At 68.0% G+C, this 17358-nt stretch carries 17 protein-coding genes; 8 read left to right on the top strand and 9 right to left on the bottom strand.

From position 1 onward, the window contains the following. Positions 1-88 precede the first annotated feature (88 nt). Positions 89-1846 (bottom strand): single-stranded-DNA-specific exonuclease RecJ, encoded by a 1758-nt coding sequence (recJ, locus tag AC5P7F_RS10025; RefSeq protein ID WP_164077673.1) that lies wholly within the window; start codon positions 1844-1846, stop codon positions 89-91. 146 nt (positions 1847-1992) lie between these two features. Between recJ and AC5P7F_RS10030 the strand changes: the two genes are divergently transcribed. Further along, positions 1993-3033: a DUF1176 domain-containing protein gene (locus AC5P7F_RS10030; RefSeq protein WP_164077672.1), complete on the top strand. Its 1041-nt coding sequence runs from the start codon at positions 1993-1995 to the stop codon at positions 3031-3033. A 112-nt stretch (positions 3034-3145) separates the two neighbouring features. Here AC5P7F_RS10030 and AC5P7F_RS10035 read toward each other — a convergent pair whose 3' ends face one another. The 5 genes from AC5P7F_RS10035 to dapB all read right to left on the bottom strand — a co-directional run bounded on the left by AC5P7F_RS10035 (position 3146) and on the right by dapB (position 10109). Further along, entirely contained in the window at positions 3146-4063 is a 918-nt protein-coding gene (locus tag AC5P7F_RS10035; protein ID WP_014646995.1) for a Regulatory protein, RpfE type, read from the bottom strand. Between the two features lie 4 nt (positions 4064-4067). Further along, the gene (greA, locus tag AC5P7F_RS10040) at positions 4068-4532 is read right to left on the bottom strand and encodes a transcription elongation factor GreA (RefSeq protein ID WP_026347191.1); all 465 of its coding nucleotides are present in this window, start codon (positions 4530-4532) and stop codon (positions 4068-4070) included. Between the two features lie 8 nt (positions 4533-4540). Then, entirely contained in the window at positions 4541-7783 is a 3243-nt protein-coding gene (carB, locus tag AC5P7F_RS10045; protein ID WP_014646994.1) for a carbamoyl-phosphate synthase large subunit, read from the bottom strand. 149 nt (positions 7784-7932) lie between these two features. Beyond that, entirely contained in the window at positions 7933-9060 is a 1128-nt protein-coding gene (carA, locus tag AC5P7F_RS10050) for a glutamine-hydrolyzing carbamoyl-phosphate synthase small subunit (protein ID WP_014646993.1), read from the bottom strand. Positions 9061-9389: 329 nt separating this feature from the next. Continuing rightward, positions 9390-10109, bottom strand: a complete 720-nt coding sequence (gene dapB, locus AC5P7F_RS10055) for a 4-hydroxy-tetrahydrodipicolinate reductase (RefSeq protein ID WP_080052982.1) — start codon at positions 10107-10109, stop codon at positions 9390-9392. Positions 10110-10199: 90 nt separating this feature from the next. Between dapB and AC5P7F_RS10060 the strand changes: the two genes are divergently transcribed. The 4 genes from AC5P7F_RS10060 to AC5P7F_RS10075 all read left to right on the top strand — a co-directional run bounded on the left by AC5P7F_RS10060 (position 10200) and on the right by AC5P7F_RS10075 (position 12607). After that, positions 10200-10961, top strand: a complete 762-nt coding sequence (locus AC5P7F_RS10060; protein ID WP_414615663.1) for a 3-oxoacyl-ACP reductase — start codon at positions 10200-10202, stop codon at positions 10959-10961. Between the two features lie 4 nt (positions 10962-10965). Continuing rightward, positions 10966-11361: a MerR family transcriptional regulator gene (locus AC5P7F_RS10065; protein WP_046429960.1), complete on the top strand. Its 396-nt coding sequence runs from the start codon at positions 10966-10968 to the stop codon at positions 11359-11361. A 55-nt stretch (positions 11362-11416) separates the two neighbouring features. Further along, positions 11417-11998 (top strand): NAD(P)H-dependent oxidoreductase, encoded by a 582-nt coding sequence (locus tag AC5P7F_RS10070; protein ID WP_164077671.1) that lies wholly within the window; start codon positions 11417-11419, stop codon positions 11996-11998. 147 nt (positions 11999-12145) lie between these two features. Beyond that, entirely contained in the window at positions 12146-12607 is a 462-nt protein-coding gene (locus AC5P7F_RS10075) for a DUF4304 domain-containing protein (RefSeq protein WP_032959471.1), read from the top strand. Positions 12608-12739: 132 nt separating this feature from the next. Here the strand turns inward: AC5P7F_RS10075 and AC5P7F_RS10080 are convergent, their stop codons facing one another. The 3 genes from AC5P7F_RS10080 to AC5P7F_RS10090 are packed head-to-tail and all read right to left on the bottom strand — an operon-like array spanning position 12740 to position 15101. Continuing rightward, on the bottom strand, positions 12740-12985 hold the full coding sequence (locus AC5P7F_RS10080) for a DUF6587 family protein (protein WP_164077670.1): 246 nt from the start codon (positions 12983-12985) through the stop codon (positions 12740-12742). Further along, the gene (feoB, locus tag AC5P7F_RS10085) at positions 12985-14850 is read right to left on the bottom strand and encodes a ferrous iron transporter B (protein WP_032959475.1); all 1866 of its coding nucleotides are present in this window, start codon (positions 14848-14850) and stop codon (positions 12985-12987) included. The genes AC5P7F_RS10080 and feoB overlap by 1 nt, the downstream gene beginning before the upstream one ends. Beyond that, the gene (locus AC5P7F_RS10090) at positions 14847-15101 is read right to left on the bottom strand and encodes a FeoA family protein (RefSeq protein WP_005416370.1); all 255 of its coding nucleotides are present in this window, start codon (positions 15099-15101) and stop codon (positions 14847-14849) included. Before AC5P7F_RS10090 ends, feoB begins: the two co-directional genes overlap by 4 nt. A 119-nt stretch (positions 15102-15220) precedes the next feature. Here AC5P7F_RS10090 and AC5P7F_RS10095 point away from each other — a divergent pair, with 119 nt between their 5' ends. The 3 genes from AC5P7F_RS10095 to AC5P7F_RS10105 are packed head-to-tail and all read left to right on the top strand — an operon-like array spanning position 15221 to position 17306. Next, positions 15221-16009 (top strand): enoyl-CoA hydratase-related protein, encoded by a 789-nt coding sequence (locus AC5P7F_RS10095; protein WP_164077669.1) that lies wholly within the window; start codon positions 15221-15223, stop codon positions 16007-16009. A gap of 2 nt (positions 16010-16011) precedes the next feature. Then, positions 16012-16413 carry a VOC family protein gene (locus AC5P7F_RS10100; protein WP_032959476.1) on the top strand — a complete coding sequence of 134 codons (402 nt, stop codon included), beginning with the start codon at positions 16012-16014 and terminating at the stop codon, positions 16411-16413. Beyond that, complete coding sequence (locus AC5P7F_RS10105; protein ID WP_005409470.1) at positions 16410-17306, top strand: hydroxymethylglutaryl-CoA lyase; 897 nt, start codon at positions 16410-16412, stop codon at positions 17304-17306. Before AC5P7F_RS10100 ends, AC5P7F_RS10105 begins: the two co-directional genes overlap by 4 nt. Positions 17307-17358: the final 52 nt, after the last annotated feature.

Raw genomic sequence — 17358 nt, forward strand, 5'->3', positions numbered from 1 at the left:
GTTGGCGCCCCCAAAAAGGGGACGGAGGGGATTAAGTCGCAAGTGGCAAACAAGGCACAAGCGACTTAATCCCCTCCGTCCCCTTTTTTCATGCGGGCAGGCAGTGCTCCACGATCAGCTGGATGGCGCTGCCGCCGCGATAGTCGTCGCAGGCGAGGCGATAGGCGAGATGCACATGGCGACCGGGCGCGTTGCCGTGCCAGCCGCCGAAGTGGATCGCGTTGATGGTGCCGGGCACGCCCGGCAGGCGCAGCTCCAGCTTCAGGTGACGCTCCTTCAGCACGCGCCAGTTGGCCACTTCGAAGTGGCCGTCGAACAGCGGCTCGGGGAAGCCCTGGCCCCATGGGCCTGCCAGACGCAGCGCATCGGCATGGCGATGATCGAGTTCGTTGGCGGCCAGCTCACCGTCGCTGAGGACCTGCTGCTGCAGTGCCGCCGGATCGAGCATTTCCAGCACCACGGCGACGAAGGCGGCCTTGAAGTCGTCGACGTGGTCACGCCGCAGGCTGAGCCCGGCCGCCATGGCGTGGCCGCCGAAGCGTTCGATCAGGCCCGGATGGCGCGCGTCGACCAGCGCCAGGGCGTCACGGATGTGCAGGCCGGGAATCGAGCGCGCCGAGCCACGCAGGGTGTCGGCGCCCGGTTCGGCCGGGGCAAAGGCGATCACCGGGCGATGCAGGCGATCCTTCATCTTCGATGCGACCAGGCCAACCACGCCCGGATGCCAGTCGGCATCGAACAGGCAGGCCGCCACCGGTCGCTGCCCCGACATGTCGAGCACCACGCGGGTCAACGCCTGCTCGGCATCGTCGGTCATCGACTGCTGCACGGCGCGCCGTTCCGAATTGATCTGCTCCAGCGTCTGCGCGATCTCGCGCGCCTGGCGCGGGTCTTCGGTCAGCAGCAGCGCGATGCCCAGCGCCATGTCTTCCAGCCGGCCCGCGGCATTCAGGCGCGGGCCGAGCGCGAAGCCGATGTCGGTGGCTGTGAGCCGCGCGGCATCACGGCCGCTGGCTTCGATCAGCGCACGCAGGCCGACACAGCCCTGCCCCGCGCGCAGACGCCGCAGGCCCGCGCTGACCAGTGCCCGGTTGTTCGGATCCAGCGCCACCAGGTCGGCGACGGTGCCGACCGCCACCAGGTCCAGCAGCGTGGTCAGGTCCGGCCCCTTGCCATCGGCGAAGACGCCGGCCTCGCGCATGTGCCGGCGCAGCGCCATCAGCACGTAGAAGATCACGCCGACGCCGGCCAGCGACTTGCTGGGGAAGGCATCACCGTCGAGATTGGGATCGACGATGACATCGGCCGGCGGCAGCTGCGGCCCGGGTAGGTGATGGTCGGTGACCAGCACCTGCCAGCCCCGCGCCTTGGCCGCGATCACGCCCGCATGGCAGGCGATGCCGTGGTCGACCGTGACCAGCAGGTCCGGCTGCAGCTCGGCCAGCTCCTCCACCAGAGAAGGTGACAGGCCGTAGCCGTGCACCATTCGGTTCGGCACCGCGTGGAAGACATGCTGCGCGCCGAGCATGCGCAGGCCACGCACGCCGACCGCACAGGCGGTGGCGCCATCGCAATCGAAATCGCCGACCACCAGGATGCGCTTGTCATTGGCGATGGCCTCGATCAGCAGGCCCACCGCATCATCGATGCCGGTCAGCAGCTCGGGGGCGTGCAGATTGCCCAGTTTCGGCTGCGCCAACTCCGGTGTACCCGCGCCCCGGTTGGCATAGAGACGCGCCAGCAGCGGCAGCGTGCCCTCCGGCCAGCTGCCGGGCGCAACCGCATCGCGGCGGCGGATCGTCGGCGTATCAGGGAATGGCTGCACAGCATCGGCGGCAAGGGACATCGGCATCGCCGGGTTGCGGAAGACATCCCCATGATAGCGCGGGGTCGGATCTCTCTGCCCGCAGGAGGCTCCCCCCCTGATCGCGAGCATTTGGAATCTGCCAGCATATCTTCCATGCTTGTCGGCCCTGAAATGGACTTCAACGCATGCATCGCACGCTCCTTCCCGCGCTGCTGGGCCTCGCCCTGGCCCCGGCCGCCCACGCCGCCACGCCCGAACCGAAGGCCGGCGTGCAGTTCCAGCACAACGACTGGTCGCTGGCCTGTGACAGCACCCGCACCTGCCGCGCCGCCGGCTACAGCCCGGAAGAACCCGGCAATCTGCTCAGCCTGATGCTGGAACGCGCGGGCGGCCCGGCTACGAAGGTGCTCGCGCGGCTGCGCAATGGCGAGGATGGCGAAAGCCCGACGCCGACCGGGGCGCTGCGCCTGCGCCTGAACGGCAAGGACCTGGGCCCGGTGCACGACACCGGCGACGGGGACAACGTGTTGTTGCAGCAGGCACAGACCGATGCACTGGTCGCCGCACTGCCGCGCCAGGCACGCATCGAGATCATCGACGGCAAGGGCAAGGCGTGGCCGATCTCCGACAGCGGCGCAGCGGCCGTACTGCTGAAGATGGACGAGGCCCAGGGCCGGCTGGGCACGCCCGGTGCGCTGGTGCGGCGTGGCGACAAGCCCGAAGCGAGCGTGCCTGCGGCATTACCGGTGCCAGTGATCATGCGCGGCACGCTGGTGGCACCGCGCGCCTCGGACGCGGCGCTGGCCAAGGCAACGGGCCTGCGCAAGGCACTGATCGCCAGCCTGCCGAAGCCGGATGAGTGCGGCCGCCTGAGCGATGGCGGGACAGATGAGATCGAGATCCAGCGACTGGACGCCCAGCATGTACTGGCAAGCACCAGTTGCTTCGTGGGTGCCTACAACATGAGCAACGCCTACTGGGTGGTGCGAGACAAATCGCCGTACCAGGCGACCTTTGTCACCAACCTGGCCGAAGATTTTGACCGCGATGACGCTACGCTGCGAGGCCGCTCCCGAGGCCGCGGTGTCGGCGATTGCATCTCCGCCAATGACTGGGTGTGGGACGGGGAGCGCTTCGTGAAGAGCAGCGATTTCACGACGGGCCAGTGTCGCAATATGCTCGGCGGGCACTGGACACTGCCGACGGTGGTCAGCGAGGTCCGTTGAGGCGCCGCTACCTGCGGTAGTGCCGGCCGCTGGTCGGCAACCCCGACAAACCCTGGGGGTCAGAGCCGTTTTCCGATGGAAAACGGATCCGACCCCGATCGGTCGACCCCGATCAATCGTGAAGCTGCCGCGGCTTCTTCCAGAACTGCCAGCGCTGGCCGCGGTCCAGCTGGAACTGCAGGCCGTCCTCGAAATCGAGCACCAGCCGCTGCAGCTCGCCACGCTTGAGCGCGGCCAGCAGCGGCCGGATTGCATCATTGCCGAGCTGCTGCAGCGAACGCAGCTGGCGCAGGTCGACCAGTGCATCCACCGCCTGTTCGCCATCCACGGCTACGCCAGCCGCCAGGGCCAGGCCCTGCAGCAGGGCATCGCGGCTGCGCACCTGTGCGTGCGGCGTGCTGACCGACACCGGCATCACGCCACCGCCCCAGAACCACAGCGAATTGATCGGCTGTTGTCCCTGAGCGGCGCGCTGCTGGTTCCAGGAATGGTTGTGCAGCAGTACCTGCGCTTCGGTCATCAGCGCCCGCCAGCGACGGCCGCCCTCGCCCTCCGGCAGATGCGAGAACAGGTCATCGCCCAGCACCTCGTCCGGACTATTGAAGTCCGGCAGCACCAGGTCGATTGGAAGCCGCAGGTACCAGCGCGACGGGTCCGGTGCGTCAAGCACGAACCCGGCATCGGCAAACAAGGGCTGCAGCACCGGCAGCAGGGCCAGGCTGTCGGCCAGCGTCGGCCGCAGGGTTTCGCCGTAGGCCATCATCCGCGCGCCATGCATGTCCGGCACCATGCAGGCCGGATCGGCACGCAGCCAGCTGGCGCCGGCCGCATCGCCGACGTCGCGCTGGCGGGTCAACGCGGCCACCGGCCAGTGCGGCGCGGCAACCGCGAAATGGCGCGTCAGCTGCGCGCGTTCGCCCGGCGCGACCTGCACGGTCGTGGCACGGCCGAGCGCACGTGCCACATCGTCCGGCAACGCAGCCGCGGCAAAGCGGCTGCGGGCCGGCAACAGCAGGGTCGCCGTTGCCACCGTGTCAGTCCACGTAGCTGACGCTGACGATCTCGTACTCGCGCTGGCCGGCCGGGGCGTCGATCACGATCGAATCGCCTTCCAGCTTGCCGATCATCGCGCGCGCCACCGGCGAGGAAATCGCGATCAGGCCCAGCTTGATGTCCGCTTCCAGGTCACCGACGATCTGGTACTTCTTCTCTTCGTCGGTTTCCACGTCGGCCAGCGTCACGCTGGCGCCGAACACCACCTTGGAGCCGGCGTTGAGCTTGCTCACGTCGATGATCTCGGCGTGCGACAGCTCGCCTTCCAGCTGCTTGATGCGGCCTTCGATGAAGCCCTGTTCCTCGCGCGCGGCGTGGTACTCGGCGTTCTCCTTCAGGTCGCCATGCTCACGCGCTTCGGCGATGGCGGCGATCACCTTCGGGCGCTTGACCGACTTCAGGTGATCCAGTTCGTCGCGCAGCTTCTGCGCGCCCTTCATGGTGATGGGGGCTCTCATGCATTCAACTCCTTGTGCAGCTCCTGCAGCGACCAGACGGGACCGGTGCCGCGGAATTCCAGTGAATCCACCAGCGCCTTGGCGCCGGCAATGGTGGTCGAGTAGGTGACGCGATGCTGCAGCGCCTCGCGACGGATCGAGAACGAGTCGTTGATCGCCGAACGACCTTCGGTCGTGTTGACGATGTAGACGATCTCGCCGTTCTTGATCGAGTCGACGATGTGCGGACGGCCTTCGACCACCTTGTTGATGATCTCGCAGTCCATGCCGTGCTGCTGCAGCCAGGCGGCGGTGCCACGGGTGGCGACCAGGCTGTAGCCGCGCGCCAGCAGCGCCTTGGCCACCGGCAGCACGCGCTTCTTGTCCGGATCACGCACCGAGACGAAGGCCTTGCCAACCGGCGGGGCCTTGATGCCGCCGGCTTCCTGCGCCCGCGCGAAGGCGGCGTTGAAGGTGCGGCCCACGCCCATCACCTCACCGGTGGAGCGCATCTCCGGCCCGAGGATCGGGTCGACGCCCTGGAACTTGGCGAACGGGAAGATCGCTTCCTTCACCGAGTAGTAGTCCGGCACGATTTCCTTGGTCGCGCCCTGCTCGGCCAGCGTCTTGCCGGCCATGCAGCGGGCGGCGATCTTGGCCAGCGGCATGCCGGTGGCCTTGGACACGAACGGCACGGTGCGCGAGGCACGCGGGTTCACTTCCAGCAGGTAGATGGTGTCGGCACCCTCGTCGCTGGTCTGGATCGCGAACTGGGTGTTCATCAGGCCGACCACGTTCAGGGCCTTGGCCAGCTCCACCACCTGGCGGCGCAGCTCGGCCTGGGTTTCAGCCGACAGCGAGTACGGCGGCAGCGAGCACGAGGAATCGCCCGAGTGCACGCCGGCTTCTTCGATGTGCTCCATCACGCCACCGATCAGGACGTTGCCCTGGGCATCGGCAATGATGTCGACGTCGCACTCCACGGCGTTGTCGAGGAAGCGGTCCAGCAGCACCGGCGAATCGTTGGACACCTTCACCGCGTCGCGCACGTAGCGGGCCAGGTCGGCTTCGCCGTAGACGATTTCCATCGCACGGCCGCCCAGCACGTAGCTCGGGCGCACCACCAGCGGGTAGCCGATCTCGCGGGCCAGCAGCAGGGCTTCCTGGTCGTTGCGGGCGATGCGGTTCGGCGGCTGCTTCAGGCCCAGCGTGTCGACCAGCTGCTGGAAGCGCTCGCGGTCTTCGGCCAGGTCGATCGAGTCCGGGCTGGTGCCGATCACCGGCACGCCATTGGCTTCCAGCGCGCGCGCCAGCTTCAGCGGGGTCTGGCCGCCGTACTGCACGATCACGCCCTTCGGCTGTTCCAGTTCGACGATCTCCAGCACGTCTTCCAGGGTCAGCGGTTCGAAGTACAGGCGGTCGGAGGTGTCGTAGTCGGTCGACACGGTTTCCGGGTTGCAGTTGACCATGATGGTTTCATAGCCATCCTCGCGCAGCGCCAGTGCGGCGTGCACGCAGCAGTAGTCGAACTCGATGCCCTGGCCGATGCGGTTCGGGCCACCGCCCAGGATCATGATCTTGTCGCGGTTGCTCGGCGCGGCCTCGCACTCGTCCTCGTAGGTCGAGTACAGGTAGGCGGTGCCGGTGGAGAATTCACCGGCGCAGGAGTCCACGCGCTTGTAGACCGGGCGCACCTTGTGCGCACGACGCAGCGCGCGGATGGCGGCTTCATTGGTGCCGGTCAGCTGCGCCAGGCGCGCATCGGAGAAGCCAGCACGCTTCAGCTTGCGCAGGCGTGCGGCGTCCAGCGCGTCGATGCCACCGGCAGCGACTTCGCCTTCTGCAGCGATGATTTCCTCGATCTGGTCCAGGAACCAGTGGTCGATGAACGACAGTGCGTAGATCTCTTCCACGCTCATGCCGGCGCGGAACGCGTCGGCGACGAAGAACAGGCGCTCCGGGCCCGGCGCCTTCAACTCGCGACGCAGGGTCTGCAGGTCGTCTTCGTTGGCCAGGTCCAGGCCGGTCGGGTCGAAGCCGACCTTGCCGGTTTCCAGGCCACGCAGGGCCTTCTGCACCGACTCCTGGAAGGTACGGCCCATCGCCATCACCTCGCCCACCGACTTCATCTGGGTGGTCAGGCGGGCGTCGGCGGCCGGGAACTTCTCGAAGGCGAAGCGCGGGATCTTGGTGACGACATAGTCGATCGACGGTTCGAACGAGGCCGGGGTCAGGCCACCGGTGATTTCGTTCTTCAGTTCGTCCAGGGTGTAACCCACGGCCAGCTTGGCGGCGACCTTGGCGATCGGGAAGCCGGTGGCCTTGGAGGCCAGCGCCGAGGAACGCGACACGCGCGGGTTCATCTCGATGACGACCACGCGGCCGGTCTTCGGGTTGATGCCGAACTGCACGTTCGAGCCACCGGTATCGACGCCGATCTTGCGCAGCACGGCGATGGAGGCATCGCGCAGGCGCTGGTATTCCTTGTCGGTGAGGGTCTGCGCCGGCGCCACGGTGATCGAGTCACCGGTGTGCACGCCCATCGGGTCAAGGTTTTCGATCGAGCAGACGATGATGCAGTTGTCCGCGGTATCGCGGACCACTTCCATCTCGAATTCCTTCCAGCCCAGCACCGACTCTTCCACCAGCACCTCGGTGGTCGGCGACAGTTCCAGGCCGCGGCTGACGATCTCGACCAGCTCTTCGCGGTTGTAGGCGATGCCGCCACCGCTGCCGCCCAGGGTGAAGCTGGGGCGGATGATGGTCGGGTAGCCGACGCGGGTCTGGATCTCCAGCGCTTCGTCCAGGGTGTGGGCGACGGCGGCGGTCGGGCATTCCAGGCCGATCTCACCCATGGCCACGCGGAACAGCTCGCGGTCTTCGGCCATGCGGATCGCTTCGCGCTTGGCGCCGATCAGTTCGACGTTGTACTTCTCCAGCACGCCGTTGTCGGCCAGGTCCAGCGCGCAGTTCAGCGCGGTCTGGCCACCCATGGTCGGCAGCAGCGCATCGGGCTTTTCCTTGGCGATGATCTTCTCGACCGTCTGCCAGTTGATCGGCTCGATGTAGACGGCGTCGGCCATCTCCGGGTCGGTCATGATCGTGGCCGGGTTGCTGTTGACCAGCACCACGCGGTAACCCTCGTCACGCAGGGCCTTGCAGGCCTGGGCGCCGGAGTAGTCGAACTCGCAGGCCTGGCCGATGACGATCGGGCCAGCACCGATGATGAGGATGGTCTTGAGGTCAGTGCGCTTGGGCATTTTCTTCTCTAAGTCAGTACAGCGTGACAAGGGGGAGTGATCGCACGCTGTCGATCAGGAATCTTGATCCGCAGCGCCGCGCCGGGGGCAGCAGCGATGCGGGGTTTACGGTCCATCGCGACGCCACCGGGGGGCCGGCGGCGTACTGATCACGCCTTGGCCTGCTCCATCAGCACCACGAAGCGGTCGAACAGCGGACCGACATCGGTCGGGCCCGGCGACGCTTCCGGGTGGCCCTGGAACGAGAACGCCGGCACGTCGGTGCGGGCGACACCCTGGTTGGTGCCGTCGAACAGCGAACGGTGGGTCACGCGCAGGGTCGGCGGCAGGGTCGCTTCATCGATCGCGAAGCCGTGGTTCTGCGAGGTGATCATCACCCGGCCGCTGTCCAGGTCCTGCACCGGGTGATTGGCACCATGGTGGCCATGGCCCATCTTCATGGTCTGCGCGCCCGAGGCCAGGCCCAGCAGCTGGTGGCCCAGGCAGATGCCGAAGGTCGGGATCTTCACATCGATGAAGGTCTTGATCGCTTCGATGGCGTAGTCACACGGCTCCGGGTCACCCGGGCCGTTGGACAGGAACACGCCGTCCGGCTTCAGGGCCAGCACTTCGGCGGCCGGGGTCTGCGCCGGTACCACGGTCACTTCGCAGCCACGCTCGGCCAGCATGCGCAGGATGTTGGTCTTCACGCCGAAGTCGTAGGCCACGACCTTGAACCGGGCCGGCACGCTGACGAAAGCGTTGGCATCCAGGTCCAGCTGGCCCTCGGTCCAGGTGTAGGTCTTCTCGGTAGTGACGACCTTGGCCAGATCCATGCCCTTCAGCCCCGGGAACTTGCGGGCGGCTTCCAGTGCCTTTTCCACGTCGATGTCGCCGGCCATCAGCGCACCGTTCTGCGCGCCCTTCTCGCGCAGGATGCGGGTCAGCTTGCGGGTGTCGATGCCGGCGATGGCGACCACGCCACGCTGGATCAGCCAGTCCTGCAGCGACACCTGGCTGCGCCAGTTGCTGGGGCGGCGCGGAACGTCGCGCACGATCAGGCCGGCCGACCACACCTTGGACGCTTCGTTGTCCTGGTCGGTCATGCCGGTGTTACCGATATGCGGATAGGTCAGCGTGACCATCTGCCGGGCGTAGGACGGGTCGGTCAGCACTTCCTGGTAGCCGGTCATGGCGGTGTTGAACACCACCTCACCGACGGACAGGCCGGGCGCGCCTACGGATTCGCCCTCGAATACGGTGCCGTCTTCGAGGACGAGGATTGCGGCTTGGGTCACGGGAATCTCACTTTGGCTACCGAGGGGGCTGCCGAAGTCACGCCTGCGCTTCACGGAAATCCGGTTGCAAAAAAGCGCGGACGTACGGTCTGGGACCGGTCCGGCTTTCGTGATTCGGCGAGTGCGAATTGTAGCGCTGCCGGGGCGCTCGCGCCAGCGGTTATCGCGCTTCGGCGATTGCGCATTCATTTCAATCCGATGGCGTATGCGGGCCGGAGGCGGGGTCGGATCCATTTCCCGAATGGGAAAGGCTCTGACCCCAGGCGCCCTCGGATGGGGTCAGAGCCCTTTCCGCAGGAAAGGGATCCGACCCCAGGAATCAGCCCGCCCTACTGCAGCAGATCCCTTACCCGGTAGCTGCCCGGCGCCCGCCCCTGCAGCTGGCGGGCGGCGAACAGGGCGCCGCGGGCGAAGATGTCGCGGTTGGTGGCCCGATGCACCAGCTCGATGCGCTCGCCCAGACCGGTGAACTGCACCAGGTGCTCGCCCACGATGTCACCGGCACGCAGGCTGGCGTAGTGCGGCTCCGCCCCGCCCCGTTGCGCGGCCGCGCCCAGGGTCAGCGCGGTGCCCGATGGCGCATCCTTCTTCTGGGTGTGGTGCGATTCGACGATGTCGCAGTCCCAGCCGGCCAGCGCCTGCGCCGCGCGCTCCACCAGCTCGTCCAGTACCGCCACGCCCAGGCTGAAGTTCGAGGCCCATACCAGCGGGATCTTCGCCGCCGCGGCCTCCAGCGCCTGGCGCTGCGTGCTGGAGATACCGGTGGTGCCCGACACCAGCCCGGCACCCCGCTCCACGCACAGCGCCAGCATCGGGTCGAAGCCCTCCGGCAGGCTGAAGTCGATCGCCACATCGAACACCGGCGCGCCGGGCAGCTCACTGGCGCCGAAGAACGGCACGCCGTCGACCACGCGCTGTGCCGGCGCACGGCCGGTCACTGCGGCCACGATCTGCAGGGTTTCGGGATGTTCGGCGGCCAGCCGCAGCAGGGCCTGGCCCATGCGCCCGGAGGCACCGTGAATGAGCAATCGCAGAGGAGTCTGGTTCATGCCTGCAGGCTAGCGGCAGCACGCCCGCTCCGGCAAGCGCCATCGCTGCTACGCTGCATGCCCTTTCATGCAATGGATGGCAGCTCCCTCATGCAGATCAGCGAACAGCTGGTGCTGATCACCGGCGCCGGCCGCGGCCTTGGCCAGCACATCGCCCGCGCGTTCGCGGCGCAGGGTGCGCGCGTCATCGTCAACTACCACCGCAGCGAAGGCCCCGCACGGGCGCTGGCCGCCGAGCTGGGCGGACAGGCGATCGCGCTGCCGGCCGACGTCACCGACCGCAGCCAGGTCGATGCAATGCTGCAGCACGCCCTGGCCCACTTCGGCCAGGGTGTCACCACGGTGGTCAACAACGCGCTCGCCGCGTTCTCGTTCAATGGTGATGCCCGCGACGGCGCCGCCGATATCGGCTGGTCGGCGTTCCAGGCGCAGTTCGAGGGCAGCGTGCGCGGCGCGCTGAACACCGTGCAGGCCGCCCTGCCCGGCATGCAGGCCCGCCGCTTCGGCCGCATCATCAACATCGGCACCAACCTGTTCCAGAACCCGGTCGTGCCCTACCACGACTACACCGCCGCCAAGGCCGCGCTACTGTCCCTCACGCGCACGCTGGCCGGCGACCTCGGCCCACATGGCATCACCGTGAACATGCTGTCCGGCGGCCTGCTGCGCACCACCGATGCCAGCGCTGCCACGCCGGAGGCAGTGTTCGACTACATCGCCGCCAACACGCCACTGCGCAGCGTTACCACGCCAGCAGAATTCGCCGATGCCGCGCTGTTCTTCGCCAGCCCCTGGTCGCGCGCGGTGACCGGGCAGAACCTGGTGGTCGATGGCGGGCTGGTGCGGGACTGAGCCAATGCGCATTTCCGAGGTCAGCCGCCTGACCGGCGCCAGCGCCAAGGCCATCCGCCTGTACGAGGCGCGCGGACTACTGCCGCCGGTGCCTCGGCTGAACCGCTATCGCGACTACAGCGAACAGGATGTGGCCTGGGTGCAGCTGATCCGCCAGGCGTTGGCGCTGGGCATCACCCTGGCCGCGATCTCCCGCCTGCAGGGCCGCGACGGACGGCTCGACTGGCCCGCGGTGCTGGCCCTGCTTGAGCAACAACGCAGCCGCATCGCCAGCGAGCGGGCACGGCTGGCGCAGGTCGAGCTCGACCTGCAGCAGGTCAGCGACGAACTGCGGCAGTGGCTGCACTCCGGCAGCGGTGACTGCATCCTGGAACCCAGCGGCTGCGCCGCTGGTCGTTGACTCTGCCCCAAGGGCATAGCCCAACCTCGCGCACTTTCCATTGCCCGAGGTTGCCGTGTCCCGTTCCATCCTGATCCTGCTCGGCCATCCCGACCGCGACAGCCTGTGCGGTGCCCTCGCTCAGCGCTACGCCACCGCCGCCGAGAATGCTGGCCATCGGGTGCGCCTGATCGCACTGGGCGAACTCGAGTTCGATCCGGTGCTGCGCCATGGCTACCGCCAGATCCAGCCGCTGGAAGCCGACCTGCAGGACACTGCGGATGCGATCGAGGCCTGCGACCATCTGGTGCTGGTCTATCCCACCTGGTGGGGCGCGATGCCGGCGCTGCTGAAGGGCTTCTTCGATCGCGTGCTGCTGCCGGGGTACGCCTTCCGCTACCGGCGCGATTCAGTCTGGTGGGACCGGCTGCTGGCCGGTCGCAGCGCACGGGTGATCACCACGCTGGATACGCCGCCCTGGTATTACCGCTGGATCTACCGCGACCCGGGCATCACCCAGATCCGCGCCACTATTCTGGAATTCTGCGGCATCCGCCCTGTGCGGGTCAGCCGACTCGGTGCGGTGCGCAGCAACTCGCCGGAGCAACGCAACCGGTGGCTGGCGTTGGCAGCGGAGCTGGGCTCACGGGCCAACTAGCTAGAGGAGCGTGCGAACCAAGGTTCGCACCCACCTGGAGCGTTCGCACCCACCTGGGGCGCTCGTTGCGGGTGTCGCGTTTGCCAATTGACCGTCAGGCACTGCGCCTCAAGGCTGTGGGCCCTTGTTACGGCCCAGGCAAAGCCCATGAAATCCTCGACTGTCTTCAGCAAGTGCGCCAGGAAGACCGGCTTTGCCGGGACGTCGACGACCCGCTACCGCTTGCTGGACGCCGCGCTGCTTGTCGTGAATCACCAGCGCGCCAGCGAAAGCCGGGGCTTCTATGTGAATGCTGGACTCTACTTTCCGGAACTGCTCGCGTATCCCCTCGCGCCTGACGATCTTGAAACGGCTTTCCGGTACCGCTCCAGCATCCCCACGCCCCATGTCGACTGGCGGATCGAAGAAACGCCGGGCCTGCGCCGGACCTTCATCCAGCAGGATCTTGAAGATCTGCTGGAGGCCGGTAACCGCGACGCGTTGAAGGCCCTGCTGCTCGATGCCCTGGCCGACGTGGCGGGTTTCGCGGCAGCCCATGGGAACAGGGAATCGGTGCGGCGATTGAACCGGGACGGGAGCTTCCGGGCAATCATCCGCAGAGAAGTCTGAACCCCGAGAGCGTGCGAACCAAGGTTCGCACCCACAGGGCGAAGGTTCGCACCCACAGGGCGAAGGCCCGCACCCACCGGCCGAAGGTTCGCGCCCACCAGGCGGCCGCAGCCGAACAGGCTCGACGCTACTTCACTTCTTGCTCGGCCCGCAGCTGTCGCAACCGCCACAGGCACCACCACCGTCCGTTGCCGGCGGCGCGATCTTCCGCCCCAGCGCCTGCAGCCAGGCGGCGCGGCCCGGCTTCAACAGGGCCAACGCCAACGCACCGCGCAGCGTGCGCACGGTGCCCGGGAACTGCTTCTTCAGCACCACCCAGGCACTGACCAGCACAGCCACCGCGATGATCAGGTACTGGATCAGCAGGCCGGTATCCATCAGCCGCCTCCCAGCGCCCTGGTCACCTGGTAGGTGATCAGTGCGGCCACATAAGCCGCTGCGAACAGGTAGAACGCGGCAAAGCCCATCTGCTTCCACGAATTGGTCTCGCGCTTGATGGTGGCCAGCGTCGAGATGCACATCGGGGCGTAGATGTACCAGACCAGCAGCGACAGCGCGGTCGCCAGCGACCAGCCATCGCTGATCAGCGGGGTCAGCGCCTGGCTGGCGGCATCGTCATCGGCGGCCGACAGCGCATACACGGTGGCCAGCGAAGACACCGCCACCTCGCGCGCGGCCAGGCCCGGGATCAGCGCGATGCAGATCTGCCAGTTGAAGCCCAGCGGCGCGAAGAACACCGCCATCGCATGGCCGATCTGGCCGGCGTAGCTGTAGTCGATGGCTGGCATCGTGGCGTCGGCCGGTGCCGCCGGGAACGACAGCAGCACCCACAGCAGGATGGTCAGCGCCAGGATGATGCCGCCGACGCGCTTGAGGAAGATCATGCCGCGCTCGTACAGCCCCACCGCCAGGTCGCGCACATGCGGCAGGCGGTACGACGGCAGCTCCAGCATCAGCGGGTGCTCGCTCTTGTCGCGACGCCACTTCTTCATGATCCACGACATCGCCAGCGCGCTGAGAATACCCGCCGCATACAGGCCGAACAGCACCAGGCCCTGCTGGTTGAACACGCCCCACACCGTCTTCTGCGGAATGAACGCACCGATCAGCAGCGCGTACACCGGCAGGCGCGCCGAGCAGGTCATCAGCGGCGCCACCAGGATCGTGGCCAGGCGGTCACGCGGGTCCTGGATGCTGCGCGTGGACATGATGCCCGGCACCGCGCAGGCGAAGCTGGACAGCAGCGGGATGAACGAGCGGCCGGACAGGCCGGCGGCCGCCATCATGCGGTCGAGCAGGAACGCTGCACGCGGCAGGTAGCCGGACTCCTCCAGCACCAGGATGAAGAAGAACAGGATCAGGATCTGCGGCAGGAACACCACCACGCCGCCGACGCCTGCGATGATGCCGTCGGTCAGCAGGCTGGCCAGCGGGCCTTCCGGCAGCACGCTGCCAACAAAGGTGCCGAGCCAGGCGAAGCCAGCCTCGATGCCGTCCATCAGCGGCGTCGCCCAGGCGTACACCGCCTGGAAGATCAGGAACATCACCACCGCCAGGCTGACCAGGCCGAACACCGGGTGCAGCAGCCAGCGGTCCAGCGCGTCGTCGATCTTCGCGGTCCGTGCCGGCATCCGCACGGCGACCGACAGGATCCCGCGCACCTTGGCGTGGTAGTCGATGCCACCTTCCGGGCCCGGCACCGGTGCATCCAGGTGCGGCACCATCGCGTCCAGGCGCTCGACCAGGGCCTTGGCGCCCTGCTTGCGCACCGCCACGGTCTCCACCACCGGCACGCCCAGCTCGCGCTCCAGCGCGGCCACATCCACCTGGATGCCGCGGCGCTGGGCCGCATCGACCATGTTCAGGGCCACCACCATCGGCTTGCCCAGTTCGCGCAGCTCCAGCGCGAAGCGCAGGTGCAGGCGCAGGTTGGTGGCGTCGATCACGCACAGCAGCACGTCCGGCGCGGCCTCGCCCGGGTAGAAGCCCCGGCACAGGTCACGGGTGATCGCCTCGTCCAGGCTGGCCGGATGCAGGCTGTAGGCACCCGGCAGGTCAAGCACGGCGAATTCACGGCCGGACGGCGCACGCAGGCGGCCCTCCTTGCGCTCGACGGTGACGCCGGTGTAGTTGGCGACCTTCTGCCGGCTGCCGGTCAGCTGGTTGAACAGCGCGGTCTTGCCGCTGTTGGGGTTACCGACCAGCGCGATGCGCAGGGGGGCGGTGGCGGCGATTGCGGTCATGCACGTCGTTCCTGGCTGGCGGCGTCGACCACGACCCGCTTGGCTTCACTGATCCGCAGCGCGAACCGGGTGAACCCGACCTGCACCAGCAGCGGCTCGCCGCCCACCGGGCCCTTGGCCACCAAGCGCACTTCCTCGCCATTCACGAAACCCAGCTCGCGCAGGCGACGGGCAATGGCATCGTTGGCATGCAGGTCCTGCACGGACTCGACCACGGCCGAGGTGTGCAGCGGCAGTTCGGACAGCGTCATCTAGCGTGTTCTCTGCTGGATGTAAATGGTTCTCGATTCTAACATTCCCGCGTCGCGTCATGGCCCATGACCAATGGCCCGCTATGATCCATACAGGTATGGAGTGACCCTGGAATCCCATGAACGATGCTTTGCAGATCGAGCGCCGTGGCGCCGTCCTCACCCTCTGGCTGAACCGGCCGGAGCTGCACAACGCCTTTGACGCCAGCCTGATCGCCCGGCTGACCGCCGCGCTGGAAGCCGCCGGCCGCGATGATTCGGTCCGGGCCGTGGTGGTCGCCGGCCACGGCGCCTCCTTCTCGGCCGGCGCCGACATGCAGTGGATGCGCGGCATGGCGGCGGCCAGCGAGGCCGACAACCGCGAGGACTCGCTGGCACTGGCACGGCTGATGCGCACCCTGGACGAGCTGCCCAAGCCGACCCTGGCCCGGGTCCACGGCGCGGCCTTCGGTGGCGGCGTCGGCCTGGTTGCCTGCTGCGACATTGCCATCGCCAGCACCTCGGCCCGCTTCGGCCTGACCGAAAGCCGCCTTGGCCTGCTGCCGGCGGTGATCTCGCCTTACGTGATCGAGGCCATCGGCCCGCGCCAGGCGCGGCGCTGGTTCGCCACCGGCGAGCACTTCGACGCCGATACCGCACTGCGCATCGGCCTGGTCCACCAGCTGGTCGAGCCCGAGCGCCTGGACGAAGCGCTGGAGCGCCAGCTGGCCCTGCTCGACAAGGCCGGCCCGATCGCCTCGTCCACCGCCAAGCAGCTGGTCCGGCAGGTCCGCGACAGCCATGACCGCGACGCGCTGGATCGGGATAATGCCGCCCTGATCGCGCGCCTGCGGGTGTCCCCCGAGGGCCAGGAAGGCCTGGGCGCCTTCCTCGACAAGCGCGCCCCCCATTGGGTCACGGAAGCCTGAACATGCTCGATCATCTTGGTTTGACCAGCGCCGACCTGGCGCGCAGCAAGACCTTCTTCCTGCAGGCGCTGGCGCCGCTGCAGATCGGCGTGGTGATGGAAGTGAGCGCCGAACAGACCGGCGACCACGACCACATCGGCTTCGGCAGCGACGGCAAGCCGTTCTTCTGGCTCGGCAATGGCGGCACCGCCAGCCACGGCGTGCACGTGGCCTTCGCCTGCGCCAGCCGCGCGCAGGTGGACGCCTTCCACGCCGCCGCCCTCGCCGCCGGTGGCCGCGACAACGGCGCGCCGGGCCTGCGCCCGTGGTACCACCCGGATTACTACGCCGCCTTCGTGCTCGACCCGGACGGCAACAACATCGAAGCGGTCTGCCATCGCCCCGTCGGCGAGGTGGCTGCATGAGCGACTACGTCCGCATCGTCGAGGTCGGCCCGCGTGACGGCCTTCAGAACGAAAAGCAATCGGTGTCCACCGCCGACAAGATCGAACTGATCAACCGCTTGTCGGCCACCGGCCTGCGCAGCATCGAGGCGACCAGTTTCGTCAGCCCGAAGTGGATTCCGCAGCTGGCCGATGCCGCCGAGGTCTACGCCGGCATCCAGCGCCGCCCCGGCATCCACTACCCGGTACTGGTGCCGAACGAACAGGGCTACGACCGCGCCCGTGCGGTGGGCGTGGAGGAAGTAGCGGTGTTCACCGCCGCGTCCGAGGCCTTCAACCGCACCAACACCAATGCCGGCATCGACGAATCGCTGGCCCGGTTCGAGCCGATCCTGCGCCGCGCCGCCGCCGATGGCGTGCGCGTGCGCGGCTACGTCTCCACCGTGCTCGGCTGCCCCTACCAGGGCGAGGTGCCGCTGGCCGACGTGGTGCGGGTGGCGCGCGCGCTGCACCAGATGGGCTGTTACGAAATCTCGCTGGGCGACACCATCGGCGTCGGCACCCCACGCAAGGCACGGGCGATGCTGCAGGCGGTCGCTGCCGAGATCCCGATGGAAGCCTTGGCCGTGCACTTCCACGACACCTACGGCCAGGCCATCGCCAACATCGCCACCTGCCTGGAAGCAGGCGTGCGCGTGGTCGACAGTGCAGTCTCGGGCGCCGGTGGCTGCCCGTACGCGAAGGGGGCCAGCGGCAACGTCGCCAGCGAGGACGTGGTCTACCTGCTGCAGGGCCTGGGCCTGGACAGCGGCGTGGACCTGCCGGCACTGGCCGAGACCGGCCGCTGGCTGGCCGGCCTGCTCGGCCGCGCCACCGCCAGCCGCACCGGCCAGGCGCTCGCAGCGGCCGGCTGAGCACCCCGCTGCGCCGCTCCCCCTCGGGCGGCGCAGCGCACAACGGCGACGG

The organism is Stenotrophomonas sp. YJH_SMC_105-26 (genome assembly GCF_059368915.1).

Excerpts from the sequence above, each read along its gene's own strand:
- recJ (WP_164077673.1), bottom strand. The coding sequence starts at position 1,846 with ATGTCCCTTGCCGCCGATGCTGTGCAGCCATTCCCTGATACGCCGACG.
- AC5P7F_RS10030 (WP_164077672.1), top strand. The coding sequence starts at position 1,993 with ATGCATCGCACGCTCCTTCCCGCGCTGCTGGGCCTCGCCCTGGCCCCG.
- carB (WP_014646994.1), bottom strand. The coding sequence starts at position 7,783 with ATGCCCAAGCGCACTGACCTCAAGACCATCCTCATCATCGGTGCTGGC.
- dapB (WP_080052982.1), bottom strand. The coding sequence starts at position 10,109 with ATGAACCAGACTCCTCTGCGATTGCTCATTCACGGTGCCTCCGGGCGC.
- AC5P7F_RS10060 (WP_414615663.1), top strand. The coding sequence starts at position 10,200 with ATGCAGATCAGCGAACAGCTGGTGCTGATCACCGGCGCCGGCCGCGGC.
- AC5P7F_RS10065 (WP_046429960.1), top strand. The coding sequence starts at position 10,966 with ATGCGCATTTCCGAGGTCAGCCGCCTGACCGGCGCCAGCGCCAAGGCC.
- AC5P7F_RS10075 (WP_032959471.1), top strand. The coding sequence starts at position 12,146 with ATGAAATCCTCGACTGTCTTCAGCAAGTGCGCCAGGAAGACCGGCTTT.
- AC5P7F_RS10080 (WP_164077670.1), bottom strand. The coding sequence starts at position 12,985 with ATGGATACCGGCCTGCTGATCCAGTACCTGATCATCGCGGTGGCTGTG.
- feoB (WP_032959475.1), bottom strand. The coding sequence starts at position 14,850 with ATGACCGCAATCGCCGCCACCGCCCCCCTGCGCATCGCGCTGGTCGGT.
- AC5P7F_RS10090 (WP_005416370.1), bottom strand. The coding sequence starts at position 15,101 with ATGACGCTGTCCGAACTGCCGCTGCACACCTCGGCCGTGGTCGAGTCC.
- AC5P7F_RS10095 (WP_164077669.1), top strand. The coding sequence starts at position 15,221 with ATGAACGATGCTTTGCAGATCGAGCGCCGTGGCGCCGTCCTCACCCTC.
- AC5P7F_RS10100 (WP_032959476.1), top strand. The coding sequence starts at position 16,012 with ATGCTCGATCATCTTGGTTTGACCAGCGCCGACCTGGCGCGCAGCAAG.
- AC5P7F_RS10105 (WP_005409470.1), top strand. The coding sequence starts at position 16,410 with ATGAGCGACTACGTCCGCATCGTCGAGGTCGGCCCGCGTGACGGCCTT.